This window comes from Chryseobacterium sp. R2A-55 (assembly GCF_021401085.1).
Classification (GTDB): Bacteria; Bacteroidota; Bacteroidia; order Flavobacteriales; family Weeksellaceae; genus Kaistella.
The window spans coordinates 58,927-71,519 of the sequence record NZ_JACBFP010000002.1 but is presented as its reverse complement, the minus strand read 5'-3'; the positions used below and the strand labels follow the sequence as shown (position 1 = coordinate 71,519).

Annotated in this window: 12 protein-coding genes; 6 read left to right on the top strand and 6 right to left on the bottom strand. The window is 39.8% G+C overall.

Annotated elements, in window-relative coordinates; all coding sequences use genetic code 11:
• Positions 1-77 precede the first annotated feature (77 nt).
• Positions 78-2,216, top strand: coding sequence for a S46 family peptidase (locus L0951_RS03105; RefSeq protein WP_234109404.1), 2,139 nt, complete (start codon positions 78-80; stop codon positions 2,214-2,216).
• Positions 2,217-2,325: 109 nt separating this feature from the next.
• On the opposite strand, the gene L0951_RS03100 is transcribed toward L0951_RS03105, so the two are convergent.
• Positions 2,326-3,309: a hypothetical protein gene (locus L0951_RS03100; protein WP_234109403.1), complete on the bottom strand. Its 984-nt coding sequence runs from the start codon at positions 3,307-3,309 to the stop codon at positions 2,326-2,328.
• 160 nt (positions 3,310-3,469) lie between these two features.
• The gene (gene msrA, locus L0951_RS03095) at positions 3,470-4,123 is read right to left on the bottom strand and encodes a peptide-methionine (S)-S-oxide reductase MsrA (RefSeq protein ID WP_234109402.1); all 654 of its coding nucleotides are present in this window, start codon (positions 4,121-4,123) and stop codon (positions 3,470-3,472) included.
• A 106-nt stretch (positions 4,124-4,229) separates the two neighbouring features.
• Between msrA and L0951_RS03090 the strand changes: the two genes are divergently transcribed.
• Genes L0951_RS03090 through L0951_RS03080 form a run of 3 tightly spaced genes read left to right on the top strand, consistent with a single transcriptional unit; the run spans position 4,230 to position 6,427 of the window.
• A complete protein-coding gene (locus L0951_RS03090) occupies positions 4,230-4,946 on the top strand; it encodes a DNA alkylation repair protein (protein ID WP_234109401.1) in 717 nt (238 codons plus the stop codon).
• Entirely contained in the window at positions 4,946-5,296 is a 351-nt protein-coding gene (locus L0951_RS03085) for a DUF6122 family protein (protein WP_234109400.1), read from the top strand. Before L0951_RS03090 ends, L0951_RS03085 begins: the two co-directional genes overlap by 1 nt.
• Before the next feature lie 54 nt (positions 5,297-5,350).
• Positions 5,351-6,427, top strand: coding sequence for a calcium:proton antiporter (locus tag L0951_RS03080; RefSeq protein ID WP_234109399.1), 1,077 nt, complete (start codon positions 5,351-5,353; stop codon positions 6,425-6,427).
• Between the two features lie 22 nt (positions 6,428-6,449).
• Here L0951_RS03080 and L0951_RS03075 read toward each other — a convergent pair whose 3' ends face one another.
• The gene (locus L0951_RS03075) at positions 6,450-6,830 is read right to left on the bottom strand and encodes a group III truncated hemoglobin (RefSeq protein WP_234109398.1); all 381 of its coding nucleotides are present in this window, start codon (positions 6,828-6,830) and stop codon (positions 6,450-6,452) included.
• 205 nt (positions 6,831-7,035) lie between these two features.
• Here L0951_RS03075 and L0951_RS03070 point away from each other — a divergent pair, with 205 nt between their 5' ends.
• Positions 7,036-7,527, top strand: coding sequence for a YkgJ family cysteine cluster protein (locus tag L0951_RS03070; RefSeq protein WP_234109397.1), 492 nt, complete (start codon positions 7,036-7,038; stop codon positions 7,525-7,527).
• 240 nt (positions 7,528-7,767) lie between these two features.
• Here L0951_RS03070 and gdhA read toward each other — a convergent pair whose 3' ends face one another.
• From gdhA to L0951_RS03055, 3 genes are all read right to left on the bottom strand, one after another.
• Entirely contained in the window at positions 7,768-9,126 is a 1,359-nt protein-coding gene (gene gdhA / locus L0951_RS03065; protein ID WP_234109396.1) for an NADP-specific glutamate dehydrogenase, read from the bottom strand.
• A gap of 184 nt (positions 9,127-9,310) precedes the next feature.
• A complete protein-coding gene (gene dprA / locus L0951_RS03060; protein WP_234109395.1) occupies positions 9,311-10,420 on the bottom strand; it encodes a DNA-processing protein DprA in 1,110 nt (369 codons plus the stop codon).
• Between the two features lie 54 nt (positions 10,421-10,474).
• Entirely contained in the window at positions 10,475-11,263 is a 789-nt protein-coding gene (locus tag L0951_RS03055; protein WP_234109394.1) for a rhomboid family intramembrane serine protease, read from the bottom strand.
• 151 nt (positions 11,264-11,414) lie between these two features.
• Here L0951_RS03055 and L0951_RS03050 point away from each other — a divergent pair, with 151 nt between their 5' ends.
• Entirely contained in the window at positions 11,415-12,524 is a 1,110-nt protein-coding gene (locus L0951_RS03050) for a DUF3078 domain-containing protein (RefSeq protein ID WP_234109393.1), read from the top strand.
• The last annotated feature ends 69 nt before the right edge of the window (positions 12,525-12,593 follow it).

The window sequence follows — 12,593 nt, the reverse complement described above, 5'->3', positions numbered from 1 at the left end:
TTTGCTTTTTCTGGCTGACTTTTGCCTTTCAGAATTTGAAATGATTTGCTTAAATTAGCGCAATTAAAATTTTACTTATGAAGCGAATATTATTACTGCTCACCTTTATGCTGAGCTTTTTACAAATCAGAGCAGATGAAGGAATGTGGCTTTTGTCCATGATCAAGCGTCTCAATGGAGTTGATATGCAGAAAGAAGGTCTAAAACTAACCCCCGAAGAAATTTATTCGGTAAATAACTCCAGCCTGAAAGATGCCATCGTGCAGTTTGGCGGCGGATGTACCGCTGAGATCGTTTCCAAAGAAGGTTTGCTTTTTACTAATCACCACTGTGGTTATGGACAGATTGCAGCACTTTCAACTCCGGAAAAAGATTATTTGACCAATGGATTCTGGGCCATGAAAAAATCTGAGGAAATTCCTGCAAAGGGACTTTCTGTAAGGTTTTTGGTTAGAATGGATGATGTTTCGGCAAAAATTAATTCTAAATTAAATAATAACCTGTCAGCCGAAGAAAGAAAAAACATCATCGATGCAGAATATAAAGCCATTCAGAATGAAAATTCCCAAAACGGAAAATATACGGTGGTCGTAAGAGATTTCTTTAATGGAAATGAGTTTTACTATTTCGTTTACCAAGATTTTAAGGATGTAAGATTGGTGGGGACTCCACCAAATTCATTGGGAAAATATGGTGGTGACACTGATAACTGGGAGTGGCCAAGACATACCGTGGATTTTTCTGTCTTCAGAGTTTATGCGGATGCCAATGGTAATCCTGCCGAATATTCGCCGAGCAACGTGCCGATGAAGCCTAAACATGCACTTCCAATTTCACTTAAAGGCTACAAACCTGGCGATTTCACAATGATTGTGGGGTATCCGGGAAGAACAAACCGCTACTTGACTTCGTTTGGAATTGAGCAAATGGTCAATAAAGATTATCCAGCTTGGGTTCAGTCATCTAAGTTGGCAATGGATGTGATGAAAAAGTACATGGACAAAGATCAGGCGACCAAACTTCATTACGCTTCCCAATATGCCTCAGTTGCAAACTACTGGAAAAACCGACAGGGAACAATTGATGCGGTGGAAAAAAATGGAACGGTTGCCGATAAGAGAGCACTGGAAGAAAAATTTCAGACTTGGGCGCTGCTTCCAGAAAATGAGCCTGTTTACGGGAATGTTCTAGCAGAAATCCAATCCAATTACAAGCAGTTCTCCAGCAGAAATGTGGAGCGAAACTATGCCTCTCAGTTGCAGCGTAATGCAAAATATCTGGGAATTGCCTACCAGTTGGGATCTTTGCTGAAAACTTATGTGGATCAGGACGATGCCGGAAAAGCAGCGATGAAAACAAAAGTTACCGACGGAATTGCAAGAATGTATGATGGATTGAACACGGAATTGGAGGGTGAAATGATCAATTCAATGGTTGGGCTTTATCAACAGAAAGTAAGCAAAGATGTTGCTTCCCCAACGCTGCTGTCAGTAGATGCAGACAAGCTTTCCACAGTTGCTTTTTCTTCAATTTTCGCAACTAAGGAATCTGCAACCAACTTTTTGAATAACCCAGACAAATTAAAACTTGATTCAGACCCATTGTTGAAAATTGCCAATGGCTTTAGTGAAGACCAAAAATTATTGGCTGAAAAATATTCAAAAGTTGATGACGCATTTGCAAAAAACAGCAGAATATTTTTGGATGGACTTAGAAAATCACAGCCAAATCACTCTTTCTATCCAGATGCAAATTCTACGATGAGATTGACTTACGGTTCTGTGAACACCTTGCCAGAAAGAGCAGACAGAAATTATTACGGAATCAGTGAAAAAGATAACTATTACACTGATACCAGAGGAATGGTCGCCAAATACAAGAAAGGTGATGAGGAGTTCGACTTGCCGCAAAGATTCCTGGAACTGGTGAAGAAGAAAAATTTCGGACAATACAAAGACAAAAAAGGATTTATGCCTGTAAACTTCCTTTCCAATAATGACATTACCGGTGGGAACTCAGGATCACCAATTCTGGATGCTCATGGAAATCTACTGGGTCTGGCTTTTGACGGAAACAGTGAAGCTTTGAGTGGTGACATTATCTTTGACAAAAAATGGCAAAAAACCATTAACGTGGACGTCAGAATGGTACTTTGGACGATTGACATTTACGGAAAAGCAGGTCACTTAATCAGTGAAATGACTTTGGTGAAATAGAAATCTTATCATAAATCATACGAAAGCCGCAATTTGAGTTGCGGCTTTTTTGTGTTTTTAGAATCCTGTTTTAGAATCACCGATAAACAAAATTGAATGAAAAAAAATTCTAGAAAGGTAGATCGATTTTTTCAGGATCAATAAATTCATTGGAATAAGGATCCAGGAGATAACTGAGCATCGGTCTTTGATGCCGGATGATATGTTCCTGCCGAATCCCGTAAACTTCCCAATAATTGGCCAGTAATTGCGCATATACTTTTTGGTCCCAAAAACCAAAAAGAGGTCGGTTCTGGTCAGCAAGAATAGGAAGTGACTCGATAATTGCCTCGTTATCAGTGTATTCAATATTGTAGTTTGGTTTGTACTGCAGAAGATAATCTGAATAGTGAAACTTTGCGTACAGTTCTTCGTACTGAACCGGATGTAAAACATGACCGTTCATTTTTGCCAGAAGTTCCTGCTCCTTTTCGGCAATTGCGCCGTTATCCTGCATGTGGATGATGAACCCGAACTTATCAACGCCCATTGTGAATAGTAAGTTGATCATGTCATCGCGGTAGCTGAAAATGTCTGCCGAATATTTTAAGGGAAAAACCACTAAAGACCAAGGTTTTCTTCCGATGAATTTTACCGGTTTTATCACGGACTGGATCATCAAATGAAACAATCCGAATCGTTCTTTCAAGTCTTTTGAAATCTGGAATTCTTCGCCTATTTTCGCCATCCTTTTCTTTTGGTGCTGAAATTCGTGGTGCATGATTCCGTAAACGATTTTTGCCGACCACTGAAAAATCAATTCTTCATCCAAAGCCGCCATTCCTTCATATCCCTGCCGGTACGCTTTCTGGATTTTTTCTTCCAATTCGTCGAAAGCACTTTTCACTTCCGGCGTGCACGGAAGCTTTAAATCCCGGTAGCGGAATATTTTCTCCTTTTCCATCATTTCAAACGGGTCGTCGCCAATTCTAAAATGCTCAAGCAACCATTCCGGGAAAACCGATATTGATTCCAGACTCAGCTTCCCGGTGAGGAAACAGAAACTTTCATCAAAAATTAATTCATCGAACGGGTTGTAAAGCTCTAATGCCATGAGTATCTGGTTTGCTGATTTTGAAAGTGCAAAGATAGGGCTTTTCAGAAACAGCTCCGTAACGGAAGGTTCTTCAAAATAGAATTTCGGGGCAACAAGTAATCAAATGAAAAAAATTAAGACTTTTCATTAAAAAAGTGGAGACTCATGCTCCACTTAATTATTTTACTGCTTCGGGTTTCAACATTCCCAATTCGCCATAATGTTTTTTGAACTTGGCCACTTTCGGAGCCACCACGGCGCTGCAATAAGGTTGGTTGGGATTGGCGTCAAAATACCCTTGATGATAATCTTCGGCAGGCCAGAATTTTTCAAATTTCACGATTTGGGTAACATACTTTCCATGCCATCTTCCACTTGCTTCAGAGGTCTTCAGGGCTTGTTCGGCTCTTGATTTTTCCGCATCGTCTTTATAAAAAATCACTGACCGGTACTGAGTCCCGATATCGTCTCCCTGTCTGTTCAGTTGTGTAGGATCATGCAGAAAGAAAAACACGTCCATCATTTGTTCATAAGAAATAACAGCAGGGTCATAACCCACCTGAACCACTTCGGCATGTCCGGTTTCGCCGGTGCACACTTCCTGATAAGTAGGATTCGCTTTGTGTCCGCCGGAATATCCGGAAACGACTGATTCCACTCCCTTCAGGTTTTCAAAAACACCTTCTACACACCAAAAACATCCGCCACCAAACGTGATGTATTCTAAATTTTGATTGTCCATTTTTTGATTTTTTTTGATAGGCTTTTCAGTTTCCTGTCCGTTACAGCAAACTAAAATAAGGCTCGTCAAAATTACTAAAATCTTATACATATTCTAATAACGGTTTTCTATCGTGAAAATTTTATTTATAATTCAAGTTTTGCGAAGAAGCTGATTTTGCCCAGAATGTTTACTTTTGCTTTAAATCTTTGGTTCCATGATTTTAGTAGAAGAAATTCAAAATGCATTAAAAGAACTGGCATTGCCGGAAAAGAAAGATTTTTATCCTAGATTTTTCAAAGCGGGAAAAGGCGAATATGCGGAAGGCGACAAATTCATCGGAGTAACCGTTCCTGATCAAAGGAAAGTGGTGAAAGCATATTTCCAAAAAATTTCGCTGGAGGAATTGCGGGAACTCCTCTCTTCAAGAATCCACGAATATCGTCATAGTGCACTATTGATGCTCGTTTCAAAGTATGAAAAATCAAAAGATCCCGACGAGAAATTAGAGATCGTAAAATTTTATTTAAAGAATAGGAAACATATCAACAATTGGGATTTGGTAGATAATTCCTGCTACAAGATTTTGGGCAGGCATTGTTTAGAAAATCAAGAGGATGAATTGCTCAGAGCGCTCGCAAATGAAGATCGTTTGTGGTCAAAGAGAATGGCAGTAGTGTCCACCATGTTTCATGTCAAGAAAGGAAAATTTGAGCTGGTGAAAGAACTGGTCTTAAAAAATTTATCTCACGAACACGATTTGATGCACAAGGCAAACGGTTGGCTTCTGCGCGTAATGGGACAAAAAAATGAAGACGAACTTTTGGCGTTCCTAAAAGATAATTATCACAAAATGCCCAGAACCTCGCTTCGATACGCTATCGAAAAACTGGACGAAGATTTGAGACAAAAATTTTTAAAAGGTAAATTTTAATGGAAAATCTTGTTATGCTGCGGGAATCGGTTCATTATTTTCTGCATTTGGTCTTTCCGGTTTTCATTGCGAAAGTTTTCTTCAAGCCAGATTGGCGAAAAGCTTACTTCATCATGCTTGCTACGATGCTGGTGGATTTAGATCATCTTTTTGCAAATCCTATTTTCGATCCAGATCGCAATAGTATTGGTTTTCATCCAATGCACTCTTATCCGATGATTGCACTATATTTTCTAGGTTGCGTCTTTCTCCATGGAAAGTACAGAATTATTGCCGTCGGTCTTTTCTTCCACATGGTGACCGATTTTCAAGACTATTTTCTTTGGAAAAAACTGTTAAATATTTATTAAGAAAATCGATTAATTCTAAATTATTAATAGATTTTATATATTTTTGTACAAAAGATGAAATTCAAAAAACTACTGCACTGGACCATTATTCTTCCCGTAATTTCGGCAATTTTTTATCTTGGCGGATTTCTGAACGGTGGTGTTGGTGGAAATATTATAGGAGTGATACTGCTTTTTGGGACTGTGTTTGCTGCGGTTCACCATGCGGAAGTGGTGGCACACAAAGTTGGTGAGCCATTCGGAACTATTATTTTAGCCATCTGTATTACTATTTTAGAAGTAGGATTAATCATCTCGTTTATGCTTTCAGGAAGTGAAGGCGCGATGACTTATGCTCGTGATACCGTTTTTGCGGCCGTCATGCTGATTCTCAATGGAATTCTCGGGATCTGTATTTGGCTCGGGAGTAGAAAATACAAGGAGCAGTTCTTTATCACAAGTTCGGCTACCACTTATTTGGTGAGTCTTGTAGCCATTTTGGTTCTTACCCTGATCTTACCGAATTATACTCAAAGCATTCGCGGACCGTTTTATTCTAATGCACAGTTGGTATTCGTTTCGTTAGCTTGTCTCACGATTTATGGCAGTTTCCTGATGTTTCAAACGGTTCGTCACCGGAATTATTTCGTGGTGGAAGAAGCGGATCACACTACGCATGAAGCCGATCCTCCCACTAGCCTAAGGACATTTGTCAGTCTCATTCTGCTTATTATTTGTCTTGCTGTGGTGATTTTCATGGCAAAAGGACTTTCGCCAGTCATTGAGGACTTCGTGGAAAATATGGGTGCACCAAGAGCTTTGGTAGGAGTAATCATTGCATCAGTTGTCCTTTTACCGGAAGGTTTGGCGGCAATTCGGGCTGCAAGAAACAATCAGATTCAAACTTCAATCAATCTCGGACTGGGTTCTGCTCTGGCCAGTGTGGGGTTAACGATTCCCGCCGTTTCAGTCGTTTGTGTAGTTTACGATATTCCTTTTGTTTTGGGACTGGATATGAAATCCATTATTTTACTTGCACTTTCGGTATTCATCGTGATGTTGTCGCTCAGTCGTGGAAAGACGAATCACCTTTACGGAACTGTTTTGCTGGTGAATTTGGCGGCATATATTTTCACAGTGATTGTGCCTTAAGTACATTTTTCTCACCAATATCTCAGATCCTCCTTGCGATTTCCATTTTGTGTCCCATCAAAGTGGCAATATTGCTGGCTTTGTAGATGGCCATTTCCGCCATTTCACCCTCAAAGATTTCTTCCACCACTTCCGTCCAAAGTTTAACCCAGTGCGCAAAATGATGTTTTTCCAAAGGAACTTGAGCGTTTATCGGGAAATGCACCGCCATCGGATTTCCCTTATAAGAAATCTGTCCAAAAAGCAGAGTCTCCCAAAACGCATACATTTTCGGTAAATGATGGCTCCAATCCGTCTTCGCCACTTCATTAAAGAAAAATCCGATGGTTTCATCCTTTTGCACCTTCGTATAGAAACGGTTGACCAAAAGTTCAATATCTTCCCTTGTCTCCAGTTTTTTCATATTTCAAAATTACAGAATTTTAAACCAATGGGGATTCAGCAATGATTTTGGGCGGACAATTCGCGCTATCCGCTCATACTCCTCATTCGGCGGCTCCACTCCGCTCCGCCGCCTCACTCCGGGGTAACCGCTACTATCGCGGCCGCAAGTCTGTCATTTTTCCACATTTCGTCATAATCATCCAAATATCTTTTAAATTTGCAGAATGGATCTGGAATTTTATCAAAATCAGGCGCTTCTGAAACAAAAGGAACATAAAAAATTCCTCGAAAACCTGAAGAAAAAACCACCGAAAAATCTCGATTACCTCGTTCAGGAAACGCATGAAGCTGTTTTTGAGAGAATAGATTGCCTGAAGTGCGCCAATTGCTGCAAAACAACCGGACCACTTTTCACAGAAAAAGACATCGAAAGGATTTCCAAACATCTGAGGATGAAACCTTCGGATTTTGAAGATAAATTCCTAAAGGTGGACGAAGACCGGGACAAAGTCTTAAAAAATCTTCCTTGCCATTTTCTCCATGAAGATCATACTTGCTCTATTTATGAAGTCCGCCCAAAAGCGTGTCGAGAATTTCCGCATACCGACCGGAAAAAAATCTATCAGATCAACCATCTCACTTTGAAAAATACGGTGATTTGTCCGGCTGCTTTTGAATTTGTACAAGAACTTCAGAAGAATTTAGACCAAATGTAATAGGAATCCCCTTGATCTTAAGAGCAATTTCCCGGAGGTCAAGTTTATTTTGTTAATTTCATTTAAGATTCAAATGATAGTACACAATCTCCTGAAACACTGCAATTCTTCTTCGCTTTTGCGGTGCTAAAAAAAAATAAAAAGCACTGTTTGCCAGTGCTTTTCATCTTTCATTTTACTTTTCCCATTTTCCCGGGACAGGAATATAACCAAAAAGTCGGAAGATAATCCGACTTTATTTTATACCACTCCTTGAGCCAACATGGCTTCGGCAACTTTCACGAAACCGGCAATGTTTGCGCCTTTTACATAATTCACGTAACCATCTTCTTCGGTTCCGTAGTCTTTACAAGCTTTGTGGATTCCGATCATGATTTCTTTCAACCGTGCGTCAACTTCTTCAGAACTCCAGTTCAAACGAATTGAATTCTGGGTCATTTCCAGACCTGATGTTGCAACACCTCCTGCATTAGAAGCTTTTCCTGGAGAAAAGAGTACTTTATGATCAAGGAAATAATTGATCGCATCCAGGTTACACGGCATGTTTGCGGCTTCTGTCAAACAAATGATTCCATTTGCAACCAGGTTTTTAGCATCGTTTAGATCCAGTTCGTTTTGAGTTGCAGCAGGAATTGCCACATCACATTTTACTTCCCATGGACGTTTTCCGGCATGGAATTCTGCTTCTGGGAATCTGGTTTTATAATCTTCTGCACGGTTGTTCCCGCTTGCTCTCAGTTGTAATAGATAGTCGATTTTCTCGCCTTTGATTCCGTCTTTATCATAAATGTAACCATCTGGTCCGGAGATTGTTACCACCTTTGCGCCAAGTTCAGTGGCTTTTTTCACCACTCCCCAAGCTACGTTTCCGAAACCAGAAACACATACTGTTTTACCCACGAAATCATGTCCAATCGTTTTCAGCATTTGTTCAGCGAAATAAACCACACCGTAACCGGTTGCTTCCGGACGGATCAATGAACCACCATAGGCTAATCCTTTTCCGGTAAGTACACCGGTGAATTCATTTCTGATTTTTTTATACTGACCGAATAAATATCCGATTTCTCGCGCACCTACCCCAATATCGCCTGCCGGAACGTCGGTTTCTGGACCAATATGTTTGCAAAGCTCAGTCATAAAAGCTTGGCAGAACCTCATGATCTCCATATCAGATTTTCCTTGCGGATCAAAATCGGAACCTCCTTTTCCGCCTCCCATTGGAAGCGTAGTCAAGGAATTTTTAAAAGTCTGCTCAAATGCCAGAAATTTCAAAACGGAAAGATTCACGGTAGGGTGGAACCGAATTCCCCCTTTGTATGGACCAATCGCCGAGTTCATTTGAATCCTGAACCCGCGGTTGACCTGGATTTCACCACGGTCATCCACCCACGGAACTCTGAAAATGATGGTTCTTTCAGGTTCAGACATTCTTTCCAAAAGTTTCATCCCGTTGTATTCCTTTCGCGTTGCTATAAATGGAATTACCGTTATGGCAACTTCTTTTACGGCTTGAATAAATTCGGGTTCATTTGGGTTTTTTGCCTCAATTTTGGCGATAAATTCTTGAATTTTTTGCTCTATATTGTACTGTTCCATAGAAGGTGAGAATTATTAATAACAAATTTAGATTTTTTTATGAATTGTACAAGATTTTTTTTCAATTTGAATAAATATCAACAATTTTAATAATTATGTTTATTAATGTGATAATAACGCAATTAAAAATGTGGAATTTTAAAGATTAACCAAATATCAATGAATTATTAAAAATTGTTTAAAATCACATGGCGAGATATTGTCTCCCCGAAAGTGCTTTGACCAGTCCCAAAAGTTCAAGTTGGAGTAGATCGGGAAGGATCTTGAAAGTGGGGATTTCTAAATTTTCAGCCAGTTCATCCAGTGATAATGGTTTTTCCCTATGGAGGCAATTTAGTATGGTTTGTTGGTGTTCAGGCAGTTGGATCTTTATTTCAGAGCTTGGAAACAGTTCTCCGGTTCTTGCGTGATTTTTTATGAAACCGATTTGTTCCACTAACGAAGTAATGGTGGAAATGGCGGTCGCTTTATTTTGAAAAATCAGTTGATTGCAGCCTTGGCTATATTTGTCTGTGATTTTTCCAGGTAGTGCAAATACATCCCGGTTGTAATTATTGGCAAAAGTTGCCGTACTGATGGACCCACCTCCGAATGCGGTTTCTACAACGATGGTTGATGGCGAAAGTCCTGCGATCACCCGATTTCTCTGAATGAAATTCTCGCGATCTGGTTTTTGGGTGGAGTTAAATTCGGTGAAAAGAGCGCCTCCCTCGGCAAGAATCTTTTCTGAAAGCTTTTTGTTTTTCTGTGGATAAAGGGTGTGGAAACCATGTGCTAAAATCGCAACCGTGGGAATATTGAATTGGACCGACATTTCGTGCACCTCGGTATCCACACCTAAAGCTAGTCCGCTGATGGTCTGCAGTTTTTCATGTTTTACCGCTTCCAAGAAATCGTGGATAAAATGCTTTCCGTAGGATGAAATGTTTCGGGTTCCGACAATGCTTACAGAATGCAATTCTGGATTAAAATCCCCTTTCTGATAAAGAATTGCAGGCGCATCATCGCATTCCTGAAGGAATTTAGGCAATTCACCAAGATGTCTGATGTTGATTTTGATCTGATGTTTTTCGCAAAATTTCAGTTCTTTTTCGGCAAATTTCAAATGTTCGGGATTGCCGATTTCATGTGAGATTTTCCTGCCAATTCCATAGATGTTGTTTAAGCCAGATTTTGAAAATTCCCAAACGTTTTTGGCTGAACCTACTTCGCCCACCAATTTCCGAAAAATGATGTCACCGATTAATGGACAATGGCGAAGAGCCAACGAATAGAAGGTTTCTTCCGAGAACATGGTTGTTATTTTTATCAAATATATTGAAAAAAATCCAGATTCCAGAGTTGGTTCTTAGTGATTTTCAGAGGAATCCTTTCTTCGCAGTTCATCCAGGTGATCCCAGATGTTTTCCTTCTTTCGGTAAGGTAATTCCTCAAAATCTTCTGGATGTGCCTCCTTGTAATCCTGCCAAAGTTTATCATCTTTTTCGCTGTAATAATTCGGAAATTCCCAGATGAATTTTTTCTTCTTGTCCCCAATATTTCTAAAAAGAAAAGCCATTAAAGTACCGATGATGCCACCTGAAAGATGAGATTGCCATGAGATTCTGCTGGGTGCAGATAATGTGGAGAAAAGTTCTTCCGGCATCATTCCCCAAATCAATCCGCCATAATACAACGCAACCAGCATTGAAATGGTAAGCAATTTCATATTCCAGCGGAAAACACCACTAAAGAATAGGAAAAATGCCAGAACATAAACAATTCCGCTGGCTCCGATGATGCACACGTAATTGAAATTCCCGGTAGCGATATCGATGGGCGGCAAAAGCCAGACCAGAAACCCGGAAAGTAACCAACCCAGGAAGAATACTTTTTTGGCAATAATCGGGTAAAATTGGAATAGAAGAAAAATGAGCACAAAGATCGGAACTGAATTTCCGAAAATATGCTCCAAATTCCCATGAAGAAACGGGGAAAAAATGACCCCTTTCAATCCTGCCGGAACCAGCGGAATGATGGCGCCACTGCAACCTTCCAACCAACCGATATGCTGGAACAGGTAACCGAGCCACATCAAGGAAACCATTATGGCTGCGTAAATCACCGCTTTGTAATTCAGAGAATCGTCTTTAAACATTTGGTTTTTTTTGACAAATGCATTGCCAAATAAATAATTAAGTAAATATGGCTATTTTTTTTGCAAAACAGATAAAATTTAAGACAAAAAGTATTAAAATCACAATTCAAGGGTTTTACCAATTTTGTCAATTGTCTTAAATTTGCACCCAATGAAAAAGATCACGCTTCTAATGTTTGTTTTGGTTTCGGTTTCCTTATTTTCACAAATCAGAAGAAATCTTCAAAAACAAATTGATTCCATCTCTCAAAAGAGATGGGATTCTGCGTCAATTAACCTGGACAGCATTGCGAATCCCAAATTGGTAAAGCTGAATGTTCCGTTCAAGGACACTATTGTCATCAGAGACAAGGTGCCGGTTTCTGATGTGACCCGCGATTTTCCGGTGACGCCATATCAGGTGATGCAGCTCCCGACTCCGGTGAAGTGGTTTTATTTCGGGCAAAACAATTTGGTCTTTAATCAGTCCACTTTTACTAACTGGAATTCTGGGGGGAATAATAATATCGGGATTATCGGGAAAATCAATTATAACCTGATGTATAAGAATGGTAAACATTTTCTGGATAACACCCTGAAAATGGGTTATGGTTTTGTTTCCGGAACCGGACAGGCCGCAAGGAAGACCGAAGATTACATCAATTTGGTTTCAAATTATGGTTATGAATTTCGCAAGAACTATTATTTCTCCGCTGGTTTTCAGTTTCTGTCGCAGTTTGCAACGGGTTTTAATTATTCGGTCACACCGGATCCTACTTATGATGACCGAATCTCTAAGTTCTTCGCACCGGCTTATTTGACAATTGGTTTGGGGGTTTCTTATAATCCGAATGAAAATTTCCAGATTATTTGTAGACCGGTCAACGGGAAGTTTACTTTCGTGATGGATCCTTTTTTGCAGAAGGCGGGACGGTATGGTTTGGAGCATGACGGGCAAAGTGTAAAATCTGATGTCGGTGCATTGCTGAATGTGCTTTACCGGATTAAGATTTACGAAAATATGACCTTCACGAATCAGGCCAACTTTTTCAGCAGTTATGTTTCACACCCCGATCGAGTGGTTTTTAGCTATAATGGCACTTTGGATATGCGGGTGAACAAATTTATCTCTGCGGTAGTGAGCTTGGATCTTCTTTATGACCATGACCAGATTGAAAAACTACAAATGAAGCAGACTTTGGGAATTGGTTTCTCTTATAAATTAGGTCTTGAAAATAAGGAGCGCGATAAGAAAATGATCAAGCAGCTTATCGTGAAATAGGGAATTCCCATCATATTCTCTTTAATTTTGAACACCATAAAACCAATTCATTTTTCTGCATTTCTGGAA